Genomic DNA, 26,619 nt, shown 5'->3' with positions numbered 1-26,619 from the left:
AGTGCCTCAAAGCTCAATATGGCTTGCCAGAAAATAGAGTACCCAATACGTTACCGCATTCGAGCGTATTGCCGATGAAAGGACGTGGGTTTGCCCATATCGCATGGGCAAGCAGCGTCGCGGGTTCAGTGATGGCGATCACACCCGCAAAGTCGCCGACGCCCGACAAACGCCTGACGCGTCACGACGGCTGGCCTGCTCCATAACCTCCGGGCGCGGTTGCAGGCGCGGTCAGATCTTCGTCTGAAGCGGGATGTGCCGTCTTGCCGGCCTGCACACCGCTCGATTCGACAATTTCAACCCGCAGACTGCCTTGATTATTCCAGTACGCCCAGCTGGCGTCGTTGGCAAAGCAATATAGATAACCTGAGTGGGGTGCCTCGACCTCCACCTCTCGACCGATTCTGAAGTAGAAGGGTTCCGGCGGCACGCCCGCCTCCCCCGGGTATGAAATCGCACCGCAGAGTTCGAACCAGTTCGCCCCCTTGACCCGTTTGGACCAGGCCAGCAGGCGTAGCAGCCACGTACCCCGCGTACCCTCCGCGCCCGACGCGCTGTCCCCATCCAGCCATGTTTGACCGTCAGGCACCTTGAACCGGTAGCGCACGCCTTGCTTCATGAAAATACCTGTCCAGTTCCACAACGAGCTGGCGAAAACCCGTACCTGAACCGGGACCGCGGGGTTGACGTTGGGTCGATAGGGAGCCTGAAAGATGGGCGGATCGGCCTGCCGCGCCAAGGCCAGCGCCGAGATCGATTCGGCGCATATCCGCGAATCCTTCGCCAGATACGGGAAGGATCGCGGACGAAAGCCGATTCTCCTGTAGAAGCCCGTCAGCGAGTTATGCAGTACGCCATGCACCGCGGCTGGCGACGACTGATCCGCATCGGCTAACTGCTCCAGCATGGCGGGCGCGAACACCGCGCCGCAGCGCGCGGCCTCGGCCATCATCCATTTGAGCGTGGCGTCGGAAAGCCCGGTTTCCTTGTAGCCGCCGCCGACGTCAGCGTGCACCCCAGGGAACCACAACTGGGTCACGCGCACCGGGTCGCAACCATCCGCATCCGTCCACAAGGTTGGCAAGAAGTTGTTGCGCTGCTCGTCGATCGCGAGGGCTTGTACCGCGCGTTCAACTTCTGGCGACAGCGTCGTGTCATGAAATTCGAAACGCTGCCTGCCGAGGCCGAACAACTGCGCAATTTCAGGGATGCCGAGCGCGCCCACCGTCTCCCATACGCCCAGGAAGCGAATGGGCGGCGGTTTGCCATGCGCGGCACGGAAGCGTTCCTGCCGGCTGACGTTTGCCGGTATTCTTGGGTCGAGCCGGTACAGGTTCCATGCCTTTTTGACCAGCGCCCAGCTTGCCCTGTGCGGCAACCCGCAGTGATGCAGCATGCCCACCAGGCTTCGCGCGGTGAACGCGCCACGGGAGAAACCGATCACGAAGATTTCAGAACCTTCTTCGTAGTGGTCGGACAGCCACTTGTAGGCGGTTCGAATGTCCCGGGAGAGTCCTAGTCCAAGCGCGCCGTCGATGACGCGGCGCACCCTGCCTTCGTTGGCACCAATGCCGACGTGATAGTACCGAAGCTGTTCGATGCCATCGCCGCCGCGCTCGCTCAGCGCGTTGAAAAAGCGGACAACGTTCGTTGGAACAGGCACCCCCTGAAACTCGTCGCTGTCCGAGTTCCAGGTGCCGTCACAGCAAACGAAAAGTCTTTTCATGTTTGTGGTCCTTCTCGTCCTGCGAGACGTTCATCACGCAGTGCAACAACCGTCACCTCATATTTCGACTCGCGAGCCCAGTTCGATCACCCGGTTCGTGGTCAGCTTGAAATAAGCCGCCGGGTTGCCGATATTGTGCGCCATCACACCGAAAAGTCGTTCGCGCCACACCGGCATCCCCTTGCCTCCGGTTGCCACCACGGTGGCATGACTGAGGAAATAGGACACCTGTGCCGGATCGACCGCGAGACCCTTCGGCTCGCAGTCGCGCAGCGCTTGCGGAAGATCGACCTCGTCCTTGAAACCGTAGGCCACGATAATCGTGTAGCAGTCGTGGCCAAGCGACGTGATCGTCACGCGTTGCTCACGCGGCACATAGGGCACGTCCAGGTTGATCACATGCACGAACAGCACACGCTCGTGCACCACGTGGTTGTGCGCCAGGTTATTGACCAGTGCGTGCGGCACGGTGTTGGGGTCGATGGTCAGGAACACCGCGGTGCCGGGCACGCGGGTCGCCGCCTTTGCGAACAGGCTGTCGAGGTATCTGGCCAGCGGCAGCGCGCCGGCATGGACGCCGGCCTCTTCGACCATCAGTCCACGGCCGCGGTGCCAGGTGGACATGATGGTGAACATGATCGCGCCCAGCAGCAGCGGGAACCACCCGCCATCCACGAACTTCAGCAGATTGGACGAGAAGAACGCCAGGTCGATGACGAAGAAAAAGCCGGTGGCCAACACGCACAATATCCAGTTGTAGTGCCATGCGTAGCGCACCACGTAGAAGGTAAGGAAGGTGGTAATCATCATGGTGCCCGTTACGGCGATGCCGTAGGCCGAACCCAGCGCCGTCGAGGAGCCGAAGCCCAGCACGGCGGCCACCACCGCGATCAGCAGCAGCCAGTTGATGGCGGGCACGTAGATCTGGCCAACTTCGCGTTCCGACGTATAGATGATGCCCATCCGCGGCATGAAGCCCAGTTGCATGGCCTGCCTCGTCATGGAAAACGCGCCGCTGATCACCGCCTGCGACGCGATCACGGTCGCCACGGTGGCCAGCACCACCATCGGAAAGAGCGTCGCCGACGGGAACAGGTGGAAGAAAGGGTTATCCACGGTCTTGGGGTCCGACAACAGCAGCGCGCCCTGACCCAGGTAGTTGAGCGCCAGCGCGGGCAGCACGAGAGCGAACCAGGACAGGCGGATCGGCGGCGCGCCGAAGTGACCCATGTCGGCATATAGCGCCTCGGCGCCGGTCAGCGCCAGCACCACCGCGCCAAGCGAGATAAAGGCCCGCCAGCCGTTGCGCAGCAGAAATTCGAGGCCGATGAACGGGTTGAACGCGTCCAGGATGGCCGGCGCGCGACCGATGTTGAGCAGTCCCACCACCGCGATCACGCCGAACCACAGCACCATCACCGGCCCGAACACCGCGCCGATCCCGGCCGTGCCATGCCGCTGCATCAGAAACAGGGCGACCAGCACGACCAGCGCGATCGACACCACGTAGGGTTTGAGCTGCGGCTCCGCCACTTGCAGACCTTCCACCGCGCTCAGCACCGAGATCGCCGGCGTGATGACGCCGTCGCCATAGAACAGCGCCGCGCCGAACACACCGGCAAGCAGCAGGCCGTTACGCAGCCGCGGGCGGTCCATCACCGAACTGGAAGCCAGCGCCAGCAGCGCCATGATGCCGCCCTCGCCGTGGTTGTGAGCGCGCATGATCAGCGTCACATACTTGAGCGTCACCACGATGATTAGCGACCAGATGATGAGCGACACCACGCCCAGCACATTGAAGCGGTTGAGCACCAGCCCGTGGCTCGAGTCGAATACCGTGCTCATGGTGTAGAGCGGACTGGTGCCGATGTCGCCGAACACAATGCCGATGGCGGCCAGCGCCAGTCTGGCCATGGGCCCGTGGCCACGTTCTCCGATGTGGCCGGCCTGGACGCCCGTTTGCGGATCCGCAGACGATTTCATGAATGGCTCCTTCTCTATGAGTGAGGACCCCCGCCAACGAACGATGCGCCGTCCCGAGCGCCAGGCGGCCCGTCTCCTGCCATGGCTGAGCTGCGGCCTGCCTGTCGATAACAGCGTATAAAAAAAAGGGCGCGTTTCAAAGCATCCGCTTCAGCTTGCCTCCGATTCCCCGTCCATGATGAGTAGAAATAGCGTCGACTGCGACGAGATGTTCAGCTTCCTGTAAAGATTGCGCCGATGCACCTTGGCGGTGGCCGGCGACACGCCAAGCAGTTTTGCCATATTTTTGGTCGAATGACCGGCCAGAATCATCAGCGCGACTTCAATCTCACGCTGGGTCAACGAAGCATTGGAGCGCTTGTGCAACGCCTGTTCGAAGTGAAGACGCCGGTCGCTTTGCGCGGATGAACTGACCGGCGGCGGGAGTAGCGCTGTCTGCGCCGACAGCGCATGGCACATCAACGGCAGCAACCATGCGCCGTACAGGCAGAGCGTGCCGATTTCAGTCGCGTTGAAGCGGCGTTCGCTACCCAGCGATACGGACAGCGTGCCGCCCGCCGGCAGTGGCGCCAGAAGCTGCACCTCGTCTTCCAGCACGTTCACCGAAAAATAACGGCGAAAGTATTCGGTTTCGCGGAAATGATCGGGCGCCACTTCGTCGAGACAATACACACCCGGGCTGATCGCGCCGAGGCTGAATTGATAGAAAGGGTCCAGCAAATAGACGCTATTCAAATACCCTTTGAACAGTTCGTCGTGGGGCGCGCGCGCCGGGATTTCCGCGATCAACTGGGGCGTTCCGTTGGGCCAGAAAATCATCACCACCCAGTTGTCGACGTGGACCACCTTGCGCAACAGGTCGATCAGCGCTTGCCAGAACTGTTTGTCGTCGAGTTTCTCGACCAGACGTCCAAGCCGCTGATGAAACGCAACGTCCGATACTTCAAGCTGCATGCCGGTCTCCGCCAACTACCCCTTAAAGGGTAGGCCGCATTATCGTTCTAGCCCTTCGGCCGGATTTTCACTCGTTGCCCGCCACCCTACCATCTCCATACCCCGCCGCATGCGCGTCGACAAGCTTGCTCGCAACGAGCAACACAGGAGAAAAGTATGGGTATCAGAGACATTGGCGTTCGAGTTGGCCACGGCACGCCCGGTCCGTTTAACGGCATCACCGACGTGCAAGGCGTAAGAGTCGGCCATCGTACCCTGGTCGAAAATCGCGCAGAAGCGTCGATTCGAACCGGCGTGACGATCATCGAACCGCGCCCTGGCATCGCCCGGTTCGAGCCATGTTTTGCCGGCTGTCATGTGCTCAATGGAAACGGCGATGCCACCGGTCTCGAGTGGATACGCGAATCCGGCCTGCTGACCACGCCCATTGCGTACACCAATACGCACAGCGTCGGCGTGGTTCGCGATGCACTGGTCGCCGCCGAACGCGCGTCGGTTGGCGATAGCCAGTACTGGTGCATGCCGGTGGTGCTGGAAACCTTCGACGGCGTACTGAACGACATCTGGGGCCAGCACGTCACCGCGGCGCATGTCCACGAGGCGCAGTCCAAGGCCCGCAGCGGTCCCGTGGCCGAGGGGTCAGTCGGTGGCGGCACCGGCATGATCTGTCATGAGTTCAAAGGCGGTATCGGAACCGCCTCGCGCAAGCTCGCTCAAGAAGATGGCGGCTGGACGGTCGGGGCGCTGGTCCAGGCGAACTACGGACGCCGCGACGCATTGCGTGTGGCCGGCTATCCGGTTGGGGAGGTGTTGCGGGATCTGCCGTCGCCATTCGACAAACGTCAGGCGGGCGTGCCCGGCATGGGGTCGATCGTCGTGACGCTTGCGACCGACGCGCCGCTGCTTCCCCATCAGTGCACGCAGCTTGCCCGGCGGGCAAGCATTGGATTAGCCCGGGTGGGCGGCGGCACGGAATACTCCAGTGGCGACATTTTCATCGCGTTCTCGGTCGGCAACCACGGCATACCGCCGGCGGATTACGGCAAGCCGGGCGAACCTGTCATCAACCTGCGCAGCGTCAGCCACGATTTCATCTCTGCGCTATTCGTCGCGGCTGCGGAAGCGGTCGAAGAGGCCATCCTCAACGCACTTGTTGCTGCTGAAGATATGCACGGACGAGGCGTTCATGTTCCCGCGCTCGGCGTCGACCGGCTACTGAAAGCACTGCAACAGGTTGGCTGGCGCCGCGACGCCGATCATGCAATCCGCCCGTTCGCTGACTGACTGACGCTTCTTCCCGTTGCCTGAACTCCTTCATTAAAACCGAAAGGTCACTATGACATCCCGCCCGCTCCTCACTGTCCTCACTGGAATCCTCGCAGCATCGGGGCTGCTGGCCGCGACGGCCAATCATGCCAAAGCCGAAGAACTGAATGTCTACAACTGGTCGGACAATATCGCCGACGACACCGTAGCGGGGTTCGAAAAGGAAACCGGAATTCACACGCGCTACGACGTCTATGACGGCGACGATACCTTGCAGGCAAAGTTGCTCAGCGGTTCGTCGGGTTATGACATCGTGGTGCCGTCGTCCAGCTATGCCGGCAAGCAGATTGAAGCGGGGGTGTACCGCAAGCTCGACAAGAGCAAGATTCCCAATCTGGCCAATCTCGATCCCACGCTCATGAAGATGCTTGCGTCAGCCGACCCTGGCAATCAGTACACCGTGCCGTGGTCATGGGGAACGGACGGCATCGGTTACAACGTCACGAAAGTGACGCAGATATTGGGCAAGGACGCCCCTTACGATAGCTGGGACCTGCTGTTCGATCCGCAATACGTATCGAAGTTGAAGACCTGCGGCGTTTCCGTGCTCGACTCGGCGGAGGATGCGTTTTCGGTGGGCCTGATCTACCTCCATAAGGATCCCAACAGCACCAACCCCGCGGATTATCAGGCCGTGTACAAGCTGCTCAAAACGATTCGCCCGTACATCACGCAATTCAATTCGTCCGGCTACATCAACGATCTGGCCAATAACGATGTCTGCATTGCGCTGGCGTGGTCGGGCGACGTCGGGATCGCGAAGCGGCGTGCGCAAGAGGCCCATCGCGCCTACGAGATTCGCTACGTCATTCCCAAAGGCGATGGCGTGCTGTGGTTCGATTTGATGGCGGTTCCCAAAGATGCGCCTCACCCCGAAGCCGCCATGCAATGGATCAACTACATCCTTCAGCCCAAGGTTAGCGCGGCGATCACCAATCAGGTTTTCTACCCCAACGCCAACGCGGCTGCCCGTGCCTACGTGAAGCCGGATATTCTCGATAACGAAGCGGTCTATCCTCGCGGCGACAAGATGAAATCGCTCACACTGTCATTGCCGTTGCCGGCCGACATCCTGCGACTTCAGAACCGGCTGTGGACGCAACTCAAGTCCGGGCGATAACTTCGCCGCTGTTCGGGCCGCGCAAACTGCCGCTGCGAGCGAATCACGACAACCCGACTCACCGCTCGATCGCGCGCGTGCGTCGGGCTGTCTGTTGTCACTGACCGTAGACGTCGAAGTCGAAATATTTTTTCGCGATTCTGTCGTACGTGCCGTCCGCGCGAATGTCGGCGATCGCCTTGTCGATCTTCGCCTTCAGGTCGGTATCTTCTTTGCGCAAACCGATCGCGGTCCCGCTTCCCAGCGTCTTCGCGTCGTAAAGCGGATTACCGGCAAATGCGAAGTCCTTGCCTCGCGGCGTGTGCAAGAATCCGACCTCGGCCTGCACGGCGTTTTGCAGCGATCCGTCGATGCGCCCGGCAATCAGGTCCGAGTAAACGAGATCCTGATCCTGGTAAGACGCGATCACCGCGCCCGCCGGCTCCCAGTAGGTTTTCGCGTACGTTTCCTGGATCGAACCCTGCTCGACGCCGATTCGCTTGCCGACCAGCGCTTGCGGCGTCGGCAGGAGCGTCGAGCCCTTCTTCGCGACAAGGCGTGTCGGGATACGGAATACCTTCGACGAGAAGGCGATCTGTGTCTGGCGCGCCGGCGTCATCGACATTGTCGATAGCACGCCGTCGAACTTGCGCCCCTTCAGTGCGGGAATCATCCCGTCGAACGCATTCTCGACCCACACGCATTGCGCGTTCAGGCGGCGGCAAATCTCATTGCCGAGATCGATGTCGAAGCCGACCAGCTTGCCGTCGGCGGATTTCGATTCGAACGGCGGATAGCTCGCGTCGACACCAAACCGCACGGTCGACCAATCCTTCGCGATGGCGCTGCCGGACGATACGGCGAGCAGCGCAATCGTCAGGGTTGCAAGCAGGTATTTCATGTTTTTCCTTTCGTCATTCTTTTGAAGAAATGCGCGCCGTGAGTGAACAAGCGCAAACGTGCGGTGAGCACGCCGCCACGCATCCGGCGCGCAGCGCCCGACATTCGACCTTAATCCGCCCATCCTTACAAATGCATTAAACAAATCACTTCATGCATGCAACGCATATCACACGGCCGCCAGTGACAAGATGAAGCGGCCGATACCCGCTACCCATGCACCATGAGAACCGGCTGCGAACACAGTTCAAGTGCGGCGGCTGCAGCCGGGTACAGCCGGTCCCGCTGCAGCTTTAGAGAATCACGGAGTCGGCGTAAATCTAAACGCGTGTTTCCAACATCTGGCTTGATAGATCGGAGTCCGTATCATAACGACAGCAATTTTTGTCTGAACTATCCGCGCAGCCGGATAGCGTAACGGCAAGTTACGTTCGACGTGGTGGGAACACGTAACGTCCAGGGCGTAACACGCGCCGCGCTGTGCCGTCACGGTGTTTCGCACTCCATCTCGTGCAGCTCGTCCAGCAAGGCCCCGCTGCGCCACGCACCACTCAATTCCGACACGGACCATACACGGAGCGTACCGCTTTGCGCTAACAATGCATTGGCTCGGAACTTGCAGCGGCCAAATGCCCGAGCAAGCCATATCCGAGCATGGCGCTACCGCAGCCGGCTCCAGAAAAACGATACGAAGGCGACGCGCACACACGCGCGGTGTCGGGCTCAAAGCAAGCGTTCAGGCAAGACCGATCAGCGGTTTTCCGGGGGCACTGATTACACCTTTGACCAATCAGGACGCGATTTCATCGCGAAAGGACTAATCATGGCTCCCTTCAAACGCACTCTCGTTGCGTCGGCAAGCGCACTCCTATGGTGGTCGCTAGCGACCCCGGTTCACGCCGGAGATGTGACCGCCCCCACTCCTCCCTCGATGACGCAAGGCGGCGGATGGACAACCCCCGGGCAACCGGGATCGGGATTCTCGTGGACAGGAGGCAGCGGCGCGCCCAGCGGATGGACCGGCAGCGGTTCGGGCGTGAGTAGTGGCTCCGGTTTTAACGGCAGCACGACCTGGGGCGGCGTGACGGTTTCCGGCTCGGGGTACGGCGGCGGTTTTGCAGGTGGCGGAATGGGTGGTTATGGCGGGTACGGCGGCGGGTACGGTGGCGGTTCTGGAGACGGCGGATCCGGCGGTTCGGGTGGTGGGAACGGTGGCGGTTCTGGGGATGGCGGCCACGGTGGTTCGGGTGGTTCGGGTGGTTCGGGTGGTTCGGGTGGTTCGGCTGGTTCGGGTGGTTCGGGTGGCTCGGGTGGCTCGGGTGGCTCGGGTGGTTCGGGTGGTTCGGGTGGTTCGGGTGGTTCGGGTGGTTCGGGTGGTTCGGGTGGCTCGGGTGGCTCGGGTGGCTCGGGTGGCTCGGGTGGCTCGGGTGGCTCGGGTGGCTCGGGTGGCTCGGGTGGCTCGGGTGGCTCAGGAGGCTCAGGTGGCTCAGGTGGCTCTGGAAACGGAGGCCATGGCGGCTGGGGCGGTGGGAACGGCGGCGGTTCCGGAGACGGCGGCCACGGTGGGTCGGGTGGCTCCGGCGGCTCCGGTGGGAACGGCGGCTCCGGTGGGAACGGTGGAAACGGTGGCGGCACTGGAACCGGTGGTCACGGTGGCTCCAGCGGCTCCGGCGGTTCCACAGGAGCCGGCTCCGGCAATGGCAACCAGGCCACCAGCGGCCTTCTGGACCCGATCGTGAATCTGGTCGTCAGTGTCGGCGCGGTTAGCGTGCCTATCTTGCCGATCACCGTAGGCAACAACAGTGGCAGCGGAAACGGCAATGGTGTAGGCAACGGCGCAATCGATGGTTCAAAGGGCATGACAGGCGGCTCGAGCGGACATAGCAACGGCGGCCTGCTGGCGCCTGTGACCGCGTTGCTCGGCGGACTGTCGGCAGGTTCGGTGAGCGGCGGCTCGCAAAGCAGCAGCGGCCCGCTCGCACCGGTGACCACCTTGCTCGGCGGACTGACCGGCGGCCTAGGCGGCGGCGGCTCGCAAGGCAGCAGCGGTCCCCTCGCGCCGGTGACCACCTTGCTCGGCGGACTAACCGGCGGCCTGGGAGGCGGTACCCCGCACGGCTCGTCGACTGGCTCCTCGGCCAGCCCGGTTGCACCACTGACCAACCTCGTCGGCACCATCACCGGCGTACTCGGTGGCACAAGTGGCGGGTCGTCTCCGCTCGCTCCGTTGACGAACCTGCTCGGTGGCCTCACAGGTGGACTCGGCGGCAGCATCCCGCAGACGTCGACCACACCCAGGCATTAACCCGCCGCGCGTGGTGCCTCCAAGGGCACCACGCGTGAGACCTCCTGGGTGCAATAGCAAGCAACCCGCCGGACCTGACTGGCATCACAATCTTGCGACGTCAGGCCCGGCACATGCCGGTGCGCCGACATGACTCAACGCAAAGAACCGCGGCAACACGTTCGGAGATGGCGCGCGCGTCGCTATTCCGGCCTCACCTTCGCCCGGTCATCAGGCATCACGAGATCGCACCCGATCAGTTCAAGCTTCAGGGGCGCATCCGCCGACAGTCTCTTCCTGGCAATCACACGACGCCAGCTTCCACGCGAATCAGGGTTCCGGTAGAACGCGACCACGCCTACATATTGCGTATCAGGCTGCATCGGCTGCGAAATGCTGACAGAAGCACCGGGGCTGACTATCGTCGCCATATTGTCCCGCAGATCCTGGGCAAGGACTGCCTTGTCATTTTTCAGCAGATCGTCATATGAGGCCTGGTCGATACGCTGTCGATCCTTGAGTTGATACACGCGCACGGCGACTGACGTCGAGCGCATGGCTTCGTCGGGATTGATCGACGCGCGCGCGGTGAGGTCGACGTTCAGCACCTTGACCTGTTTGTAGAAGACAGCGTGGTACGCACTCGAGGTCGAATCCGACACCGTCTGCCATGCACCACATCCGCTGAGCACCAGACTTGCGGCAAGGAGGGCGGCGATCGAAGTAATCCGGCGGAAAGTCATAAGCACTCCAGATTCAGGCAGACGGCACGAGGAACGGATTCGGCCCCGGTGCCGGAAATGCTTCGTAAGCGCCAAGCGCAATGGTTATCAAACGTTCTTCGTCTGAAGGCAGAATCGTGGTCCACGCAAGCCGGGGCGTGTGACGTTCAAACGCCGCGCCGATTCTTGGCGCGGGCGCAACGCGCGACGATACTTCCATGCGCAGGAACACGTCGGCCTTTGTCCCCGCATACAGACGGATAAAGGCCAACAGTTCGCGGTGCAGCCACGCACCGGGCAACAGGTCGTGGGCCTGTTCCACGCTCGCCGGCCGTAACGTCACGCGGGCGGCGCGGCTCCGATACACCAGACGCGTGCCCAGCACGTAAGCCCCACCGAGGCCACAACGCTTGCCCTCGCTCCCTGCACCGCCGGCTCCGCTCACGGACGTGAGCGGTTGAGGCTTGCCCGCGCTCCTGAGAACCGGGAAGAACTCGTCGACACGTACATCGACACCGGGTACGGCAAGTGCCACGACGCCGGCAAGACCTTCAGGCGTGCGCGTGCGCTGGATCAGCAGTCCCAGCAGCGCGAGTACTCGCGAGTCGGGTAGGCCGGCGCGTGCGGGCTTGTCACCCCAGCCGAAACCTGCCAGCGACAATAGTCTGCGTGAATGCGCATCGGTGCCGCCCGGACGGAAGCCGATCGGGTAACGATACTTTTTCCAGGCGCGATACAGCAGCGTGACGAACCGGTGATTGAACTGGTCGAGAAAAGCTTCGAGCGCTTCGTGCCCTTCCGTTCGCAGCACGATATCGTCGATCATGTGCGAGGGTATGGCTGCGTCCACCCCGTACAGCCCCATGAACGTCGTGCGCACGGTCGGCGGCGTGTTCGGTCCGTAGGTACAACCCTCCTCGTCAAACTCGACCGAGGCAATTTCGCCAGCCGGAAAACCGACGCGCGCGAGGGGGCGAAATCGCACGGGTTCATGTTCCGGCGTGTCGCGCGTCCCGAAGCCGGGACGCTCCGGCACACACACTTCGAGCAGTTGACACAACTGCATGAAGTTCATCGTCGGTGCACGCGCGAGCAGCGACGCAACCAGAGGCTCCAGGTTGCTGGGCGGCGCTTGCGGTTTTAACTTCATAGCGATGAGCGTAGCGCTTTGCTGCGCGGCCATTCATTGCGTTGCCGCGACGGCAGGCTCACAATCGCAAGCTTGGTGAACAGGTTGATTTCGGCGTAAAGCGCGAAGAAACGGTGCAGCAGTTCGCCGAATAGCATCACGTCGCCGACGCCTGCGAACGCATGACTGTCGAGCGTCACCTCGATCAGCACACCCCGTTCGACCGAGCCGCCCGACACCTCCTCGAGCAGTTCCTCCGAGACGTGCAGGATACCCGCCAGACGGCGGCGGTTCAGCTCATCGTTGGTCCAGTCGTAAAGCGCCAAGGCACCGCGCAACACTTCCGCGTCCATCATCGACAGGAAGTTCGGCGCGAGGTGAGATAGCACTCGCCACTGGAAACGGTCGCCGGTGGGCGGATAGAGCGGTAGCGTTGGCGCTGCCCAATTGCGCACCGCCGACACGTTCGGCGTGCTCTCGCCCAATTCGTCGATGTTCGCTTCGCGCAGCCCCTTTGCCGGCAGCATGCCGTTCGTGCCCGTCACCCGTAGCGACAGATTTTCTGCCGGCAGATCCTCCATCGTCTCCCACGCGTGGCCGCCGAGGATGACCCACGTGTCATGCAACCCGCTTACGCCCCGCCGTACGCAGGTGTGGAAATACCGCTCCGGTGCCTCATGGCGCAACATCCCGCCGCGGTGCCGGAACGTCGCGAACGGCACATACTCGTAACGCTGCGCATTGACATGATCGAACGACTCGACCGCGTCGACTGAGTACGTTTCGATGTTGGCCCCCCCCTGGTGGCCGGCAGCGACAACCCGGTATTCCGTCTCGTGGTGATTGACGTCGATCGGTTCGGCGTCGAGCGGAAACAGGTTGATAACCGGCGTACAGAAGAGCCGCACGTTTTCCACCGTGAAGCGCTGGTCGGACGGGTAAGCGTGCTTGAGCAGGATTTCCAGTTCGAAGCTGCAGGTATCCACCGGCAACTTCGCGATATCCAGATTGCACAGGTCGACGAACAGGAACTTCTCCCGGAACGCGAAATACTCGAGTAGCAGTTGAAAGCCCGAAAACTCCGTCTCGGCCCTCGGCCACAAGCGCTCTTCGAGCGTAAAACCAGCCGGCTCGATACGCACGCCCTCAAGCAACTGCAGGTTGCCTTGATGCGACTCCGGAATCCGCAACGAGACAGAGTCCACCTGACGGGTCAGCGCGAGGTGCATTGCGAAGGCAGTGGGCAGATCCGCGTTCAGGTACAGGCGCAGTTTCGACAGATCGGTGGCCTCACGCCGAGCCGAGCGATCGATCTCGAAGCGCAGCCGGATTACCGATCGGCCATCGTGACGAACATCCGGCCCCGCATGGGTGAGGCGCATCGGCTGGAGCATCACCGCCTGCGTCGTGCGATAGACGCATTGCATGGTTTTCGGCGCGGCGCCTTCCATGCCGGGTGGCGCTGGGGTTATGATCGGCGCCGAGCGCACCGGTACGCCGGCGGACACTATTTCAGTCTTCTGCAACTTTTCGACGAGCGGAAAGAACTCCACGATCGATAGCGACGGAATCATGCGCAGATAGTGCGGCCACAGCAAGCTCACCAGTCCCTCCGTCAGCTCCGGCAGTTCGTCGTCGAGTTTCTGCTGCAAGCGCGCCGTCAGGAATGCGAAGCCTTCGTAAAGCCGTTCGACGGACGGATCGCGATCCCCCACGCGATCGAGATTGAGCATGCGCGCGCGGTCGGGATGCGCTCGCGCGAATTCCTTGCCTGCCTCGCGCAGGTAACGCATTTCGGCTTCGTAGTAGCGGAGGATCGAATCGTCCTGGTCCATGAAAACTCGTTGTTATAGCGTGAGGGCTCGTGTAGGGTCGAGCACGGTCAGCTCTCCCTGGAGTTGGTCGATGCGGTGGGCGAGCGTGGGCTTGTCGGCGTCCTTGCGGAGGCTCACCGATCTGAGCGCCTTGATCAGTTGCTGCTTCACCTCGAAGGCGAGCGAGGGCTCCCAGCGCACGAGCGGCACAGTTTGCGTCGCGGCATCCAGTTCGACGAGCAAGGGCAAGGCGACATCGATATGGCCCGCGTGATCGGCGAGGCGTGCCATGACGAAACGTTGCAGATAGCGCTGCCGCTCGGTCCTGACGCCGGGCAGCGATTCCAGCCACGCGAACGCGGCCTCTAGGCTTTGGCTTGCGGCGAGATCCCTCGCCTGCGCTTCGATCTCGGGCCAATCGCCAGCCACACCGTCCTCGCTTTCGGCCGAAACGGATAGTGGCGCGACCCTCTCGCCCGCTTCAAGATCGCGCACAATGGCATGGCGGGCGATCCATTCGAGCGTGGTGTCGTCGGCGAACGGCGTGCCGTCGTTGAATGCGAGCCGTTCGATTCCGGGCAGACGTTCGAGGAAGAGTGCGAAGTCCGCACGCAGAAGTTCGCGCCACGCGTTATACGGTGCGCCGACGCGATCAAGCGCGCTATGCTGGAAGTACTGTAGATCGAGCCATAGGTGATTCACGCCTTCCATGAATGCACCTTCGACGCGTTCGAGCAGTTCGTGCCAGTGCTTCTGCAATACGAGGCGCGTCATCTGCTGGCGCAGTTCGGCGCGCGGCGGGACGAGACGCGTGCGGAACTGCGCGTCGGCGGGTGGCACCTCGTGCAGGGTGTCCCAGCGAACGCTGCGCACGAGCCGCACCGATGGCAGGTAGCCGTTTTCCTGAGCGCGCAGCCAGGTTGCCATCGTGCGCGCCCGGTCCAGCAGATCGCGCGTGGAAGACACGGCGCCTCTTGCTTTGCCTGTGGCGCCCTGCAGTGCCTGCTGAGATGAGTCTGTCTCCTGATCCGCACTGCGCGTCGACTCGCGGTTGCGTTCCAGGCAGGCGACGAGCGGTTGCAGGTTGGGGCGCGCCGCTTCGGGCCACTCACCGGTACGCGTGACAAGCAGGTTGAGTGCCGCCATCGCGCGTTCAAGATCCGCAGGTGCGAACTCACCGCGGCTTTCGAGCAGATCGACCATGCGCGTGGTCGCGAGTATTTCAAGCGCCCCTTTCTTTGTTTCGGCACGCGCGGGCAGTAGCGCTGAATCGAAACGCTCAACCAGCGTCGCGATCAGCTCCAGGCCGTCCGCAAAACCCGCCGGACCGTGCTGGCGCAATCGCGCAAACGTGTAGTGGCCGGCCACGCGCAGATCCTTGCCGGTTCCCGTGATCAGTTGCTCACAGGAACGCACGATCAGGGCGTCATCGATACCCGTGAGCTTCGCGGCTTCGTCCTTCAGTTCGAAGAACGCATCCTCGTAGCCAGGATCGCGGCCACAGGGATGTTCGCCGGGAAATGGCACGAGCCATGACGCCCAGACGTCGGCGCATGGACGCGGCAACGAAGCAACCGCGTTCGCGCCCAGCAGATTCTTGACGAAATGAGTTAGCACACGTCGACCTCAATAAACAAATGCATCGGCTAGCAGCCGATTCGCGCGGGTTACTCCCGCTTTCACGCGGCCTGCCACGGGTGGATTCGAATCGGACGATGGTTTGCCGTCGTCGCTGGATTTCATCGACGTGGCCGTAGAAGTAGGCGCTGCCGCCGTCATCGATGCCGGCAGTGGAGGAAGTTCGCCGAGAGCCCTCTCCTGGGTACCACGCGACGACCCCGTCAAAAAAATGCGCTGCGGCAGCGAGAAATGCCGGAGCGCGAGCATGTCGAGCGGTCCCGCCCCGACTTCGCTACGTAGCTGCACTTTTAGCGGGATGTCCTGAGTCGGATCCGGCATCCACGCAAGCAGATAGCGTGCGTTGTCCTGCGGCGTGACCCTCGCGCGTTCAAGGAGGCGAATCAGTCCGAAGCGGCCCGGCGCATCGAGCGCCGAGCGCAGGCCGCCTTCCTGCGTCTGCCATTCGATGCGCGAGATGTTCTCCAGCGCATCGCCCGGCCAGATGAACGGCGTCCACTCTTCCTTCTGATTGAAGTAGTGCAGCTCGCGGCCTGAGAGCACGACCTTCATGTCGGTGATGCCTGGCGTGGACACTGCACGCAGCTCGAAACGCACGCGCGCATCGCCCGATGGAAAGAACGAGGTCGACACACGCATCAGCGTGTTCAACGCGGCGAGAAAGGCCGGGTCGACCGTCAGAAAGTTATAACCCGATCCGTGTGCGCTAACCCAGCGATCACCCTGCCGCTCGACAACGCCGGCCAACTGCGTGCTGACGAACTGGGTAATCACACCACTGTCCGGTCGCATGAAGCGGGCCATTTCCGGCAGCGACGCGTCGTTGTCGGAGTCGGCGAACGGGTAGCGACCACCGAAGTTCCGGTTCCAGTCGGCGAGAATCCCGCTGCGCCAAGTGTCGTTCAGGCTCGATGCCGCAGGCTGCAGGACGACCTGCCACGTCTGCTCGAGCGGCTGCTGGAACAGCTCGCCGAAGCCCGCCCACTGCTGCCCGAGGCTTGCGGCCACGCGGCTCGCGTAGTCGCGACTGTCGGCAATGTCCGAAGTCTTGCCTTGCAGCACGGCCTGGGCTGCCGAGCGGGACATCGCGTCCGGATCGGTGCTCATCATGATCTGCTGGAGCTTCAGCCGCATCGCGGTGACGCGTTCCAGGAAGCGCGCCAGACTCAGATCGCCTGCTGCGGCCATCCGCGCGGACGCCTTGCTGCTACCGGCGCCTCCCGCGGCCAGATCGTTGCCTGTCAGCCGCACCAAGGGACCGAATGCGGCCGCCAGCGGGGCAGCGTTTTGCGGCTGGGCAATCTTCGAGGGGTCCTTCTCGTTGGCACCGACCAGTTGCTGCGCCTTGTTGAGCAGCGTGTCCGAAAGCGATTGCGCCGTCGCGCCGGTTTCAGCCTGGTACACGACGACATTCATCAATGCGACGAGCGGCGAGCGTTGCGGATCGCCGAGCAGGGTCAGTTGGTCGACTGTGCCGGAGAGCGTTGCCGTCGGCTGCCAGCGGATGCCGTTCAGAAATGCCTGCCACGCGCGAGCGTAGTCGTCGAAATAGCGTTGCCGTAACTCGGCCTTGAGCGATGCCGTCGGCGCGGCACGGGTCCGGCTGTCGGACAGTACCCAGTCGCCGTCAACGCTGCCCTGTTCGTTTGCGTCATCGATCGCCTTAGAAATCCGTTCATCCCACGCGGCCCGTGTGAAAACCCCTGGCACGGTCGCCGTCGTGCTGAACAGTCCGCGGCTGCTCGTGTCGCCCAGCAGGGTCGACAAGGACACCGGCGGATACTTGGGTTTTGCGTCATCCACGATCTGCTGGTAGACGGTGTCGGTCGAGTTCTGGATGCCTCTTACGCCGATCACCGTCTCGCGTGCCGCACCGACTAGCAATGCGTCGGGAACGATCGCGAGCGACGTGCCGCTGGCCGCCGGGTCTCGTATGAGGTGACTTGCGTAGAAAGTGGCCAGATGCTCACGCAGATCCTGCCATGCACCCTCGCTCAAAGACGAGTTGACGGGACGAGCAGGCGCTCCGGTTGCGAACAATTGCTGCGTGAGGAATTTCGGGTCAGTGCGCTCGGGTTTCGCGAGCATCAGGTACGTCTTCAGTGTGTCGTATGCCGACTTGATCTGTGCGTCCCCGCCGCTAGCAATGTCCGCGTCTGAGAGCGAGGCCAGTTGTTGTAGCCGTTCCTCCAGCCTGACGCGGATAGGCGCGACCACCAGGCGGGCGGCTCCGCCTTCATAGACGGGCCACAGGGTGGTAAGGAGTGCAGCGTCGCGGTTCAGGCCGAAACGGGTATGCCACGGCGCGCCGTCGTGCTGGCGGATTTCGAGGGTGTCGAGCTGCTTTTGCAGACTGTCGAGGGTCAGGGTGGCTTCCGTGGGGTCTTGAGTGGCCGCGAGCCTTGTCGCCGTGCTGGTCGCCATCTGGATTGCCGACCGGTTCGTGAAGCCCGACAGCATGGCGCCCGCGATCCAGAGTCCGATCAGTGTGGTCGCAATCCACGCGGCGGTCGTCGGGAGAGAGAAACCAACGCGGCGGCCGTGGATGCGGCGGCTATGGTCGGCAACGGTCTGCCAGACGAGCTGTTGCCGGATGGGATCGCCTTCAGCATCCTCCGTCGGAACGTCCGACGCTTCACTGACGCGCTCCGTGAAGATCGGCGTGAAAAGCACGCCGTGAATCACGCTGCGCCAGATGCGGAATTGGCCAATCCGCACGACCAAGTCCGATAGAAGATTGCCATAACGGGCAATATGCTGCGACAGCTCGGCTGCATATCGGTCTGAAGGGTGCTTCGCAAGACGCATGACGCCGGCGTTGGCCAACTCGCCGGACAGCTCGCGCAGCGAGGCATCGATTTCTTCCCGACGTACGCTGGCATTCGACCATGTGCAACCGATCGCTTCGTGCGGGCCGGACGTCTCGTCGCCAGCGTCGGTCACATTCAGCAGGTACGCCGGAGCCGCCCAGCGCAGCGCGCGCGCATGGCGGATGAGCCGTTGGGCGGTGCGCTCCGCATCGAACGGCTGGCTGCCGGAGGTATGCGCCCGAAAGACCGCCACAATGGCGTCGACCGGTCGCCTCCGGCGCAAGCGCCGGATCTGATCCAGCCACGTGGCATCCATCTGCTCACCAGTCTGCCTTGCGTAGAGCAGCAGAGTGTTGCCGGAGATCCTGTAACCGTTCTGCACGAGATCGGGGGCGACGCGCCTGACGATCGGTTCGTCCCCCGCAACCAGTACCCATCGATCTCTATACCGCCAGCGCCATCCATGACGTTCTCGAAGCGCGTCGCACAGTCCAACGAATGACCCCGATCCTCGTGCAGCGGCGGTGGAGGTTTGCCCCGTTCCGCTATGGATGTCCCGGTTCCGATCGTAGCTCGCAAGCCACCTGGCAATTCGCATCGAAGCGATCCAGAGTACGACTGCCTCGAAGTATTTGATGAATAGCAGTGACAGAAGCAACCCGGACAGCAGGCTCAGCTCGATAACGATTGCTGTGTTACGGGACCAGCCATATCGAGGCCCTTCAAACCACACGGCAATGCCCAGCGCAATGAAGACAACGGCGACCGCGATGCCTATGAAGATCGCTGTCGGTTGTGGCTTGGATTCATTCATGTTTGCGTTCTACAGACGAGGGCGATCATGTCGTCACCTTCCTGAGTGAGGACCAGTTGCGCTTCGCCGGTATGCCTCGCGTGCTCCGCAGCGAGCGCGGTGGCTAGCCAGCCCCCCGCGCCTGCACAGTTTCCTACCGTCGCTTCAAGATCGACCCATTGCGTTTGCCCACCGGATGGGATTGACGATCTGACCGCTCGCGCCAGCTTTTCGGAAAGGCCGCTAGCCCAGACCATCGTCAACCGCTTTGATTCTGCCCACCCCCAACGAGCAGCAAGTCCGAGCGTCTTGCCCACGTCGCCTGCCGGACCGATAGCAGGGCGATGCAGGTGCAGCACGTCTGTCGCTGCGCTGCGGGCAACGCCCGGGCGTGCCAGCAGTAGCGCTATGCCTGCCTCGGCCACGCCGTCCTGCAGTCGTTCGCTGACCGCGTTGCGCAAGCCGATCGCGACCAGCATTTGTGCGTCGCGCGGGTCGAGGCGGTCGTGCCAGGCGTCTGTCTCGAACAGCGACAGAGGGTCGTTGCCTGCGTTGACGGTCAGGCGCAACGTCGGTGCTTCGGCGCGAAGCAACGCCTGCAAGCGGGTATGAACGTGGGACAGGTCGACCGTTGACTGCAGAGTCAGGTCCACGTGAAGAGCCGTGCGCGCCGGCAGAGCTGCCAGTCCGGCGGACACACAACCGACCAGTCGCTCCGCAAGCCAATCGCATACAGCGAGATGACGCGCGTGTTCGGTCAGTTCATTGCCCGCATGGAACGTCATGCCAGGAATTTCCAGCCAGCGTGCGTTGACATCCAGACCCGGCACCGCCCTGCTCGGACGCGGAAACATCCTGACGCCACCCGTGACCAGGTGCTCGACGCTGTTCTCCTTGTCATACGCTGAATAGCACCAGCCATGACCGAGAATAACGAGAGGTTTGCTGGCAAGTCTGTGACATTTTTCTTCCTCGCATGCGCTCATCACGTTGTGAGCAACTGCACTGCTGCGCCGGCCATACGAGTAACCAAGATAGGAGCACAGCAAAAAAAACCATACGAGTGCCGGATAGCCGAGGACGCACAACCAGAACCATGCAGTGTCGGTCAGTCGTCCCGCAGGCCACAGGAAAATAGCAAGCGCGCTCCCCAGACACATAACCACGATGAGCAGCATTGCCCAGAGCAACGTGGACGGCCGCGGCGGCTCCGGGACCACTACCAGCGGAGGTACCCGCGCAAAATCAATCGGCATCTATCGAACCGTCGCGCCGTCGGATGTCGCAATAAGGAAGCTGCCGCACTGGGTATGATCGCCAGCCCTTGAGAGTGGAATGCCGGCGTCTTTCATGCTGCTGCCTCCTTCCGCTATTTCGTTGTTGCCGTGGATCGGACAGGACACCATGTCGCCGACCCGTGCCGCGCGACGCCCCTTGACCTTGATACGATCTGAACCGGTGAGAATTTTTCCACCGTGGCTTGTGCTATCGCCTTCGTATGCAAGTTTTTTCGTTTCGATGATTCCTTCATCGTTCATATTTTTTGAAACCCAGTTCTTTTTCTATATATGCGGCATCGTTCCGATCACCTTCCCTGACTAGCTGACGCGCAATCGAAGAGTAAGAAGCCCTGTTGCTCGCGTTCGGCGGCTCGCATTTCATAATGTTTACCAAACCCGCGCTGTCAACGAGATGCTGTCTGATCGACGCTGAGCCATTCAACTTGACGGATTTCTGGAATTGATTCCAGAGCTCGTTTGCCCCAGAAAACTCATATTGGATCATTGCCTTGGTGGCATCGTATTCGTATCCGGTCACGATCCACTCGTCGGCCTTCTCGGACCAATTGCCGCCGCAAAGCTCACCGGTTTGCATACTGACTATGCATCCCGACGCGGTATCCAGTACCGGGCAATATTGCCTGCCAGAGTCCTCCGCCGTACCCGAGGGGCCCGGGTCGACAACCCCGGCTCGGAGAACGTCCAGAACCGCATACCTGCCCGACGGAGAAACTCGCGGGGAATAGTCGCGGGCGAATATCACACCGCCCATCGACGCGAACGCTTCCATCGGGAAAAGGGGAGTTTCGCGTCCAGACACTTCTTCGAGTACCGCGCGCTTCCATCCGGGTCCGAACGTCTTCGCCTCTCTGCCTTTTAGTGGCAGAGAAAAAATCAAAGACGACCCTCCACGAAAATCTATCTTTTCTCGCTCGGCACTTTTATCCGCGCTTGCTTGCACGGGAGACCCTGATAAAAACACGAGCGCGACAACCCATCCCTTATAGCTGCACTTCAACATACGAGTTCTCATTAGCCCAAGTTGCCAGTTAAATTTCCAAATCGCCGTGGCGCCGAATTCAATCCGTTGCTGTCACGAGACATTTCCCGACTATTTCCATAGTGGCCAACAACTTCACGCTCGTATTGAGCGCGGTTCGAACCCCACTCATCTGGATTTCTCGAAAGCTCAGGATGGTGCGCAAACAGAGCATCCAGCGCCTTGCCGATGTCCCGGGTCACATATCCGGGTCGATTCACACTCTGGTCCAGGGCTGCGGCTCGCCCCAGGTCAGACTGAAAGTACTGCGCTATCGTGTAGTGGTATCCACGCGGCGTCGCAGGAAGGACCTTGTCCCGCAGACGAGACAGGAAGTCCATAAGTTGCTTTGTCTCGTATGACCTGGAAGTGATTGCGTGCGCGATAACTGCGAGTGGGACGCTTTTCACCTTCTGCCCGAAGTTCGCGGCCGAACAGCCTCGCCTCATCAAATCTTTTAGAGGTGCGCCAGTGACTTTTTGACCTTGCGTCAATTCGGAATGCGTGTAAAACATCTGGGCACCGGGTCCCATCCCTTCTACTGTCCAACCACACTTTTCAAACAATTCGTTGTATTCCGAAGCATTGGATGCCTTGAATTCCGCAACCTGGGTCGGAAATTCTCCCTTGCCCGTAGAGTTGATTGTTTTTTGCATCGCCCCCGCTGTCACCGCCTCACTATCGTAAGACTGAACAGCGTCAAGCATTCCCTCGTTTTTCGACATCGCCACAATGATTCGATACTCACTTTCAGATATCACGCCGCTAGCTCGCATTTCGGTCAGTACTTTCGATTTGTCGAGTGCCCTTTCGCCCCAGAACACAGGGCCATAGTGCGTGTTCGGAGCGTGTCCATAGCGGGTAACCTTAAACACGTCCTGAAGACAGCATCCGCATGCGCAAGGAGTTTGTCCAACGAGAAAATTCCCCACCAGCGCAATCGGATGGATATGAAAAACGTCCGGCGCGGGCAGATCCGCCAAGCAGGCCTTGACTTCATCCCACCAGACAAGCTTCTCGATACGGTCCAGCTCCGCCTTGTGCTGCGGCTGGGGCCCGGTCTTCTTTTCGATTTCAGCAATGAGCCGTTTCCACTTGTCCGGATTAGCCCATTCGCTCACATGCTTGATGATCAGTCTCGACATACGCAATGCGACCCACGGATTTTCCGCCGCATCGTGGAGCCTGTCCGCAGCCTGGTTACTGTCTCCCGTGAGCGGCAGCGTGTCGTAAATCTTCTGCATCAACTGACTCAGATTGTCCCGCGAGCCTGCATCCGGCACGTCTGCGCCGGTCGAATAGTCAACGTATGCCTGAGTCGTCGCAAACATCGTATGCGTTGGGTCGTGTGGATCCTCCAGGGTTTTGAAATCCACCCATTTCTGGGCAAATTCACGCGTCACCCGGCCGCCCGCGAAACTATCTTCGCGCACCCATCCGCTGATGTCGCGACCCAGCGCGTCCGCACTGTCCACGTGCCACCAGTTGAGTTTCCGGCCATCGGTTCCCGCCGTTGCCTCCATGGAAGGGCTGTTCGGCTGCCGGGCCAATCCGGCAAACGAAGCCACCTGGATCACGCCTGTCTGCTTCGCGTGCTGCCCTTGCTGACCTGGCAAGTGGTACAGCGTCGTATTGCGGTCAACGCGCAGGATCGTGGGGACCTTGGGCAACCCTAACTGCTGCCAGGCCTGCTCGTGTGCCCCGTTACTTGCGATCCACGCCTGCCCCTGGGTGATGAACGTCTTGACGGTGTCATCGCAGAACACCTCGATGTGGACCATGCGGCTCGAAGTCTGCGGACTCAATGAGTCATATCGCCCGAGATGGCCAATCAGTTCGCCTGCCTTGATCCTGAACGGTTCCGTCAGCACGACCACCCGGTCCAGTGACGACTCGGGCATGACCTCCGTCACAACGGGACCACCGTGCTCCTTACCGAGAAAAATCCACCCATTGATCGCGACCTCCGGAGAGACAAAATCACCCACAACCTTCGGATACAGGTCGGCTCCGTGAGAGTCGGCTATCTGCCCCCAGCCATCCGTGCGCGCGCCAATGACCACCCGCGCGCCCTGCGGCAGAATGCCGAGGATCGTGCCCGTTCGTCTGATTGCGCGTATCCGTAGCCCCATCTGTGCAGAGGGCGCCGTCTGTCCGTTTGCCCCGGCGTCTGGCCGGTCCTGCGCAAATGCCGTGACCTCGAACTCTTTCGACCAGTACGCCGGCCGGCTCAGCGCCGTATCACGCTCATAGTCCGCCAGATCCTGAAGATGCATGTACAGGCTGTAGAACGTGAGCGTGGTGCCGCGCGGGAATTCCATCGAATGACGCACCAGTGTGAATCCCGTGCTGTACGGTGCGCTAATCGCGCCTGTGCCGCTCTGTGCGGGAAGCTCGCTGAGCGGGTAGGCGCGGTCCACGCGATAAGCAATCACTTCGCCGTCAGCAAGGCAGCGCACCCCGTATTTCAGATCGAGTGAACGGCCTGCCCCAGCTTCGGTCACGTGAACTCCACCGTGCCACATGCCCTTCGCACTGACCGAATAAGTACCCGAAGGCTCGGCCTCGAGGACCTTGTAGAACTCGTGCTCGTCGGTAAAGTCCGCGGACGAAGCCGTTGCGCCTTGCCCTTTCCTGCGGAACGGAAAGGCGAAGCTCAACTGTTTCAATGGAGGACTGACCGGAGGCGGCGTCGTATTTGCCATGACCGCGCCTACTCAGAAAACCCGAAGTTCATCTTTCCCTTCAAATCCTTCAGCGGGACATCAGACCAATTGGGAAACGTGAAATTGCCACTCGCCGGTCCTTCGACATTCAATCCGCCCCTCACCTGCACCTCGTTCGGACTCGCGATCTCAATCTTGCCGTTCGCGATCTTCAGATACGCACCCGCACCATCGCCCAGCGTGATGCCCTTCGAACCGGTAATGATGACTTCGCCGGTCGATGAACTGAGCGCGACGTTGTTCAGCGCCATCAATTCCATCGCATCGCCCTGCGCCTGAATCTGGACCTTGCCCTTCGCGGCGAAAATCCGGATGCCGAGCTTCGCGGCAAAAAGAGAAACCGCTTCGCCCGCAGCGACCGTAATTCGCTTAAGCGCTCCGATATCCAGACCGTTTCCAGCCGTGATGAACATCTGCTTTCGCGCAGCGACCTGCAACTCACGTCCACTGACAATGCCGACACCTTCGGGCCCGCTGGCGACAATCACCGGCCTCTGAAGGCCCGTGAGCTTCTGTTCGATAAGCACGCGCTGCTGATCGATCTCGGCAAGCCAGGCCTTTGCCGCCTTGGCCGAATCGTTCAGCGAGCGCATCATGTCCACCGCCCGGCGAAGCGTGGCGTCGGCGTCCTGCATGTCGAGTTGCGGCCCCGTCGCTTCAGGTTGAGCTTCGGCGGTAATTAGCACGCCCTTGCCGCCCCGCACGGCGACATGTTCGTCAGTGCGCAGTTCCGCGCCTTGCCCACGCTCCTTGCTCTCGCCGTCGACCATGTGCCCAAGATTGAGTTCGCTGGCCCGAAACGGCGTGGTCAGGCGGATGTGTTCCCTGCCTTCCTCGTCCTCCATGCGCATTTCATTCTGCGCGGCGGTGCGAATCAGGTTGCGGGTGTGGTTCAGGTTGTTGACGAGGTCTGGATGCAGGCTGTCGTGCATCGCCCCGATAATGACGGGCCGATCCGGATCGCCGTCCGTATGAATGATCGCCACCTCTGCGCCATCAATCAGAGGAAAGTGATGACCGTAGTTATCGCCGCTGTACGGCTTCGCAAACCGCACAGGGCGGCTGGTTCCGCCCGGACTCCACGTGTCCAGGTCGAACGGTAGTTTGACCACATACCAGCCTTCCTCCGTCAGATAGGCTCGCTTGTAGTGCGCGGGCGACGTGATGCGTGCAGGCAGGATGCCGTTGATCACCGGTCGCGCGGCCGGAACGACCGGCGTACGCCAGACACGATCAGACGGGATCGCGGTAAAAGTATTCGAGTACGCCTGCCTGCGCCCACCATGGGACGAGACAGAGACAATGAACAAGCCGTGCGGTGCATCGGCGAGTTGCTCGTCGAGGTTCAACACCTCACCGGATTCGAGCGCGAACGCATTGCCCTCGCCTTTGAAGGTAATCTGCTGCGCCAGATGCGCTTCGTGACGCAGTTGCGCAACGCGCTGCCCCTCTTTCGGCGTCTCGTAATGCTCGCCCCAGCGGTAGTCAACCGCGTTCGTGGTCCTGTCATCGCGCGCCGCGTTCCACTCGACGAGCAGCGATACACCCGCTTGACGGTGGTTGTAGTCGTTCAGCTGGATCGCTTCGGGCACGCGCCGCATGCGGCGTTCGATCGACCTGACTGACTCGGCTCCGGCATTGGCCAGTCCTGAGTGGCGCCGAAACGGTACGACGCGCTTGCTGCGAGCATACGCATCGAGATCGTCGCCAAAGACAATGACCTCCTGATCCTTCGCCTGTTCGAAGCGAAACCAGATACCCGCATCCGCGGCGATGCGCTGGATGAAAGCGAGGCTAGTCTCGTGGTACTGGGTGACATAGTCGTGCCGCTTGTATTGCGCGCGAAGATTGAACCTGAAGTCGACGCCTTCGCGGTATCCGTAGTGGCGCAACGTGTCGGTAACGATTTCCTGCGCCGACTGCTTCTGGAACAGACGGCTGGTCACCGTGCGGGCCAGATCGGCAACACGTGGTTCGACGAGCAGTCTGTAGCGCGTCTCGTCCGCAGATGTATCGAGCTGATCGAACTGCGTCACGATGCCGTGTATCGTCCGCGCCGGAGGCATCTCGCTGAACTTCGACGCGTTCTCGCCGAACATCTTTCGCAGATAGCCCGCGTTTGGATCGATAGGGTCGATCACGAACTTCGCGGGCCGCCCCAGCACCTGATCCATTGGGATATCGGCGACAGGGCTCGTGAACTCGATGTCGTAGCGGTACAAACGGCTGACACCTTCGTCGCCTGCGAACTTCAGCACCGAGAACGGCGCCGGATGCGGCGCGAGTTTCAGTTCGTAAGCCTGCGACGGCAGAACCATGGACCCCATCAACCACTCCCTCGAACACGTACGACTTCAAGGACGACAACGTCGGGACGCGGGCATTCGCATCCTGAC

Annotated in this window: 17 protein-coding genes; 3 read left to right on the top strand and 14 right to left on the bottom strand. The window is 61.5% G+C overall.

What is annotated here, in order from left to right; all coding sequences use genetic code 11:
• Positions 1-181: 181 nt before the first annotated feature.
• The 3 genes from AC57B6_RS37355 to AC57B6_RS37345 all read right to left on the bottom strand — a co-directional run bounded on the left by AC57B6_RS37355 (position 182) and on the right by AC57B6_RS37345 (position 4,663).
• Positions 182-1,726, bottom strand: a complete 1,545-nt coding sequence (locus AC57B6_RS37355) for a T6SS phospholipase effector Tle1-like catalytic domain-containing protein (protein ID WP_496423224.1) — start codon at positions 1,724-1,726, stop codon at positions 182-184.
• 57 nt (positions 1,727-1,783) lie between these two features.
• Positions 1,784-3,709 carry a potassium transporter Kup gene (locus AC57B6_RS37350; protein WP_496423223.1) on the bottom strand — a complete coding sequence of 642 codons (1,926 nt, stop codon included), beginning with the start codon at positions 3,707-3,709 and terminating at the stop codon, positions 1,784-1,786.
• Between the two features lie 150 nt (positions 3,710-3,859).
• The gene (locus AC57B6_RS37345; protein WP_028195242.1) at positions 3,860-4,663 is read right to left on the bottom strand and encodes a helix-turn-helix transcriptional regulator; all 804 of its coding nucleotides are present in this window, start codon (positions 4,661-4,663) and stop codon (positions 3,860-3,862) included.
• Between the two features lie 156 nt (positions 4,664-4,819).
• Here AC57B6_RS37345 and AC57B6_RS37340 point away from each other — a divergent pair, with 156 nt between their 5' ends.
• Positions 4,820-5,947: a DmpA family aminopeptidase gene (locus tag AC57B6_RS37340; protein WP_028195243.1), complete on the top strand. Its 1,128-nt coding sequence runs from the start codon at positions 4,820-4,822 to the stop codon at positions 5,945-5,947.
• 52 nt (positions 5,948-5,999) lie between these two features.
• Positions 6,000-7,109, top strand: a complete 1,110-nt coding sequence (locus tag AC57B6_RS37335) for a polyamine ABC transporter substrate-binding protein (RefSeq protein WP_496423222.1) — start codon at positions 6,000-6,002, stop codon at positions 7,107-7,109.
• A 97-nt stretch (positions 7,110-7,206) separates the two neighbouring features.
• On the opposite strand, the gene AC57B6_RS37330 is transcribed toward AC57B6_RS37335, so the two are convergent.
• Entirely contained in the window at positions 7,207-7,989 is a 783-nt protein-coding gene (locus AC57B6_RS37330; protein WP_496423221.1) for an ABC transporter substrate-binding protein, read from the bottom strand.
• 822 nt (positions 7,990-8,811) lie between these two features.
• Between AC57B6_RS37330 and AC57B6_RS37325 the strand changes: the two genes are divergently transcribed.
• A complete protein-coding gene (locus AC57B6_RS37325) occupies positions 8,812-10,293 on the top strand; it encodes a hypothetical protein (RefSeq protein WP_496423220.1) in 1,482 nt (493 codons plus the stop codon).
• A gap of 182 nt (positions 10,294-10,475) precedes the next feature.
• Here the strand turns inward: AC57B6_RS37325 and tssJ are convergent, their stop codons facing one another.
• The 10 genes from tssJ to AC57B6_RS37275 are packed head-to-tail and all read right to left on the bottom strand — an operon-like array spanning position 10,476 to position 26,550.
• Positions 10,476-11,015, bottom strand: coding sequence for a type VI secretion system lipoprotein TssJ (gene tssJ / locus AC57B6_RS37320; RefSeq protein ID WP_046572363.1), 540 nt, complete (start codon positions 11,013-11,015; stop codon positions 10,476-10,478).
• Positions 11,016-11,028: 13 nt separating this feature from the next.
• A complete protein-coding gene (gene tssG / locus AC57B6_RS37315) occupies positions 11,029-12,144 on the bottom strand; it encodes a type VI secretion system baseplate subunit TssG (RefSeq protein ID WP_496423219.1) in 1,116 nt (371 codons plus the stop codon).
• On the bottom strand, positions 12,141-13,958 hold the full coding sequence (gene tssF / locus AC57B6_RS37310) for a type VI secretion system baseplate subunit TssF (protein WP_496423218.1): 1,818 nt from the start codon (positions 13,956-13,958) through the stop codon (positions 12,141-12,143). Before tssF ends, tssG begins: the two co-directional genes overlap by 4 nt.
• Positions 13,959-13,970: 12 nt before the next feature.
• Positions 13,971-15,503, bottom strand: coding sequence for a type VI secretion system protein TssA (gene tssA, locus AC57B6_RS37305; protein ID WP_496423314.1), 1,533 nt, complete (start codon positions 15,501-15,503; stop codon positions 13,971-13,973).
• 60 nt (positions 15,504-15,563) lie between these two features.
• On the bottom strand, positions 15,564-19,199 hold the full coding sequence (locus AC57B6_RS37300; RefSeq protein ID WP_496423217.1) for an ImcF-related family protein: 3,636 nt from the start codon (positions 19,197-19,199) through the stop codon (positions 15,564-15,566).
• Positions 19,196-20,434 carry a KPHS_23130 family T6SS system protein gene (locus tag AC57B6_RS37295; protein ID WP_496423216.1) on the bottom strand — a complete coding sequence of 413 codons (1,239 nt, stop codon included), beginning with the start codon at positions 20,432-20,434 and terminating at the stop codon, positions 19,196-19,198. The genes AC57B6_RS37300 and AC57B6_RS37295 overlap by 4 nt, the downstream gene beginning before the upstream one ends.
• Positions 20,435-20,716, bottom strand: a complete 282-nt coding sequence (locus AC57B6_RS37290; protein WP_144192229.1) for a PAAR domain-containing protein — start codon at positions 20,714-20,716, stop codon at positions 20,435-20,437.
• Positions 20,706-21,479 (bottom strand): hypothetical protein, encoded by a 774-nt coding sequence (locus tag AC57B6_RS37285; RefSeq protein WP_144192228.1) that lies wholly within the window; start codon positions 21,477-21,479, stop codon positions 20,706-20,708. Before AC57B6_RS37285 ends, AC57B6_RS37290 begins: the two co-directional genes overlap by 11 nt.
• Positions 21,480-21,490: 11 nt before the next feature.
• A complete protein-coding gene (locus tag AC57B6_RS37280) occupies positions 21,491-24,202 on the bottom strand; it encodes a hypothetical protein (RefSeq protein ID WP_496423215.1) in 2,712 nt (903 codons plus the stop codon).
• A gap of 8 nt (positions 24,203-24,210) precedes the next feature.
• Positions 24,211-26,550 carry a type VI secretion system Vgr family protein gene (locus tag AC57B6_RS37275; protein ID WP_496423214.1) on the bottom strand — a complete coding sequence of 780 codons (2,340 nt, stop codon included), beginning with the start codon at positions 26,548-26,550 and terminating at the stop codon, positions 24,211-24,213.
• Positions 26,551-26,619: the final 69 nt, after the last annotated feature.

It is taken from the genome of Paraburkholderia sp. BGA-UO-ETr-F12 (assembly GCF_059567945.1).
This window is presented reverse-complemented; position numbering and strand designations above follow the sequence as displayed.